At 44.1% G+C, this 1,104-nt stretch carries 2 protein-coding genes; one reads left to right on the forward strand and one right to left on the reverse strand.

Features of this window, described 5'->3' with window-relative positions:
* Window positions 1-45 precede the first annotated feature (45 nt).
* Entirely contained in the window at window positions 46-429 is a 384-nt protein-coding gene (locus R7Q38_RS24430) for a DUF3461 family protein (protein ID WP_005456756.1), read from the forward strand.
* Between the two features lie 82 nt (window positions 430-511).
* Here the strand turns inward: R7Q38_RS24430 and truC are convergent.
* The coding region (gene truC / locus R7Q38_RS24435) for a tRNA pseudouridine(65) synthase TruC (protein ID WP_318114661.1) at window positions 512-1,104 on the reverse strand (593 nt) is incomplete at its 5' end.

Consider the following 1,104-nt stretch of genomic DNA (forward strand, 5'->3'; position numbering starts at 1 on the left):
TGCTACAGTTATATCAATATCAATTCGATGTAATAGAGGTAGCCTATGTATCCCCACCTCACTGGTTTGGGTATTCATGATCCCAAGCAGATTGAACGTTATTCCCTACGTCAAGAAGCACATAAAGACGTGCTCAAAATCTACTTCCATAAGCAAAAAGGCGAGTTCTTTGCCAAAAGCGTCAAATTCAAATACCCACGCCAAGTAAAAAATGTCTTAGTTGATAGCGGTAGTCATAAATACAAGGAAGTAACGGAAATCAACCGTAACCTTACTTTGGTTATCGACGAACTCAACAAGATCACAAAACCAGCGAAAGTGTCTGAACTGGATGTAAAACAAAAGATTCTTTCTGATCTTCGCCATTTAGAAAAAGTCGTTTCTAGCAAGATCGCCGAGATCGAAGCGGATCTAGAAAAACTCAAATAGCCTTTAAGAATCGGTAAACAACAAAAAGGGTTGGTAAACATGCCAACCCTTTTCTATTTCTCTTCGCTAGAGCACAGCCTCTTTACTTAACGAGCTCTTCGTCCCACTCAAATCGAGTAAACAATTGCTGCCACGTATCGTCGATACTCGCTTTCATCACCAGCTCTTCATTTGTAAACGGATGCACAAAACGCAGCTCCGAAGCATGTAACAGCAAGCGGTGTGAATCAAATTCGTTACGGAACAATTTGTTGTGTTTACCATCACCGTGCGATGTGTCCCCCACAATTGGGTGACGTAGGTGGGCCATGTGACGACGCAATTGGTGCTTGCGACCAGTCTTGGGCTTCATTTCCATCAAACAGTAGCGCGTTGTTGGGAACTTGCCCGTCGAATAAGGCACTTCCACTTTCGCCAGTGGTTTGTAAGCGGTTACGGCCTCTTGAGCTTCTTTTTCTTGTGAGGCGAACTTATCTGCAATTTTGTCTAGTTCGACTTTTAACGCGTAATCTAAAACGCCCTCTTCCTCAATCCAACCACGGACAATCGCGTGATAGGTCTTCTCCATTTTGTGCTCAGCAAACATAGGCATCACTTGAGAAGCCACTTCACTGGAGAGCGCAAACACCAAAACGCCGGAAGTCGGACGATCCAAGCGATGCAACGGAAAGACAT

It is taken from the genome of Vibrio sp. Vb0598 (assembly GCF_033338935.1).
GTDB classification, from domain to species: domain Bacteria; phylum Pseudomonadota; class Gammaproteobacteria; order Enterobacterales; family Vibrionaceae; genus Vibrio; species Vibrio alginolyticus.